This is a genomic window from Pantoea sp. SIMBA_079 (assembly GCF_046940275.1).
Taxonomy (GTDB): Bacteria; Pseudomonadota; Gammaproteobacteria; order Enterobacterales; family Enterobacteriaceae; genus Pantoea; species Pantoea borealis.
This window is the reverse complement of the sequence record NZ_JAWRYR010000029.1, coordinates 1-1,604: the sequence shown is the minus strand read 5'-3', so window position 1 is coordinate 1,604 and position 1,604 is coordinate 1. Positions and strand designations below refer to the sequence as shown.

General features: G+C 51.2%; 3 protein-coding genes and 1 pseudogene. 2 read left to right on the top strand and 2 right to left on the bottom strand.

The annotated features are described in order from the left end of the window. Together SB719_RS18895 and SB719_RS18890 are read left to right on the top strand one after the other, a co-directional pair. The coding region (locus SB719_RS18895) for a gp53-like domain-containing protein (protein ID WP_412159576.1) at nt 1-385 on the top strand (385 nt) is incomplete at its 5' end. After that, nucleotides 386-808 carry a tail fiber assembly protein gene (locus tag SB719_RS18890; RefSeq protein ID WP_150034647.1) on the top strand — a complete coding sequence of 141 codons (423 nt, stop codon included), beginning with the start codon at nt 386-388 and terminating at the stop codon, nt 806-808. A 31-nt stretch (nt 809-839) separates the two neighbouring features. Here the strand turns inward: SB719_RS18890 and SB719_RS18885 are convergent, their stop codons facing one another. Both SB719_RS18885 and SB719_RS18880 read right to left on the bottom strand, forming a co-directional pair. Continuing rightward, nucleotides 840-1,235 (bottom strand): tail fiber assembly protein, encoded by a 396-nt coding sequence (locus SB719_RS18885; protein WP_412159575.1) that lies wholly within the window; start codon nt 1,233-1,235, stop codon nt 840-842. After that, nucleotides 1,232-1,604 (bottom strand): annotated as a pseudogene (locus SB719_RS18880) (phage tail protein); the annotation flags it as partial. The pseudogene SB719_RS18880 and the gene SB719_RS18885, both read right to left, overlap by 4 nt.

The window sequence follows — 1,604 nt, the reverse complement described above, 5'->3', positions numbered from 1 at the left end:
AAACCTCGGTTTGGGCGAAGCAGCAAAGCGAGATATCGGAACCGGCGCGAATCAGGTGCCGGACATGTCTGCTTTTGCTTTTACGAAGGGCAATCCGCTCAGTTTACAGCTGCCGGGCGGACTCATTATCAAGGCAGGCAACAGCGTCATAGCCTCAGGGGACTATACAAAAACAGTGACATTCCCGGCGGCATTCCCAACTGCATGCATTGCCGGGGGCGCGCTGAGTGCTGAGGAAAGCACGAGTATCTACGCCTTTGCTCAATGCGTTTCGCGCGCTGCTGGCGGGCTGCTTATAGCGGTGTACGGCGCTAACGCAGGTGTTGCACCAGGCGTTTTAAGTTCAACTGCGGTAACGGTTTCATGGATAGCGGTGGGGTATTAAATGAGCATGTTTTTCAGTGCTACAACTTTATGGTTTTATAGCGAAACCGACAAGGCAAAGTATGAAGCCGGGATCGGGTGGCCTTCTGATGCTGTGAGAATCAGTGATGATGACTGGATTTGCTATGCGCAGCCCGCGCCAGATGGCTTTATGCTCGGTGCAGATGAGTCGGGTAAACCTTCATGGCTAAATATACCGGCGCCTACAGCAGAGGAAATAACTGCGATAGCGGACGCCAGAAAAGCACAATTGCGCGCGGATGCGGATGCGATCATAGCCCCACTGCAAGATGCTGTTTCGCTCAATATTGCCACTGAGGAAGAAGCGGCCAGATATGACAGCTGGCGGCAATATCGTGTGATGCTGAGCCGAATTGATACTTCACAAGCATTGACTATTGAGTGGCCTGAAAGGCCAGCATAAAAAACAAGCCCGCTATACAGCGGGCTTTTTGTTACTGAGGCTTATCCGGCCAGATAATATCCGGTGCTGCAGAAGTGTCTATCCTGCTCAGCATTACCCGGTACTTGCGCCATGCAGTGTAGGACGTAGTCTCGTCGTCAGTAGCAATTTCCAGATCAACGGCATCCCCCAGTGGCTTTATTTTGTCGCCAGCCTCATTCATCAGAGCCTGTTTTTTTGCCTTTGCTTCCTCAATTTCAGCGGCCTGTGTTTTAACGTAATCCCTGAGAGCAGGCGGCATCACACTGAAATCAATTATCTTTCCGGCACTCTGACCATCCAGCAGGGAAAGCCATTCGGCTTCGCTGATTTCCACTGCATCCGGCGGAATGTCCGACACACCCTCAACATAAAAGCCTGCATTTTTTTCTGAGCAATAAATTTTCATAGTGATATCGCTATCCAGTACATTACGCCAGGTGAACCATCATTTGTCTTACCCCCAATCCAGTTAAGTCCATGCAGGTGCATCGTGGCTGCATTAACAGGCGCGCCAGCAATGACTCCGCCGCTACCTACCGTTGCATCAGAGTCCATACCAATGATGACGTAATTTGCAGAAGGGAAAGCCGTGGGCAGGCTGACATTTATGCCGCCCAAAGGTATTGAAACCCATCCGCGCTGAATGACTGTTCCGTCAGGAAACTTACTGTAACGCGCGCTGGAGTTTCCGCCTGATGCAAAAAAACTCATATCCGGCAGTTCTCCGCTACCGGTTCCAACTTCCCGCTTTGCTGCTTCGCCCAAACCGAGGTTT

Excerpts from the sequence above, each read along its gene's own strand:
- SB719_RS18890 (WP_150034647.1), top strand. The coding sequence starts at position 386 with ATGAGCATGTTTTTCAGTGCTACAACTTTATGGTTTTATAGCGAAACC.
- SB719_RS18885 (WP_412159575.1), bottom strand. The coding sequence starts at position 1,235 with ATGAAAATTTATTGCTCAGAAAAAAATGCAGGCTTTTATGTTGAGGGT.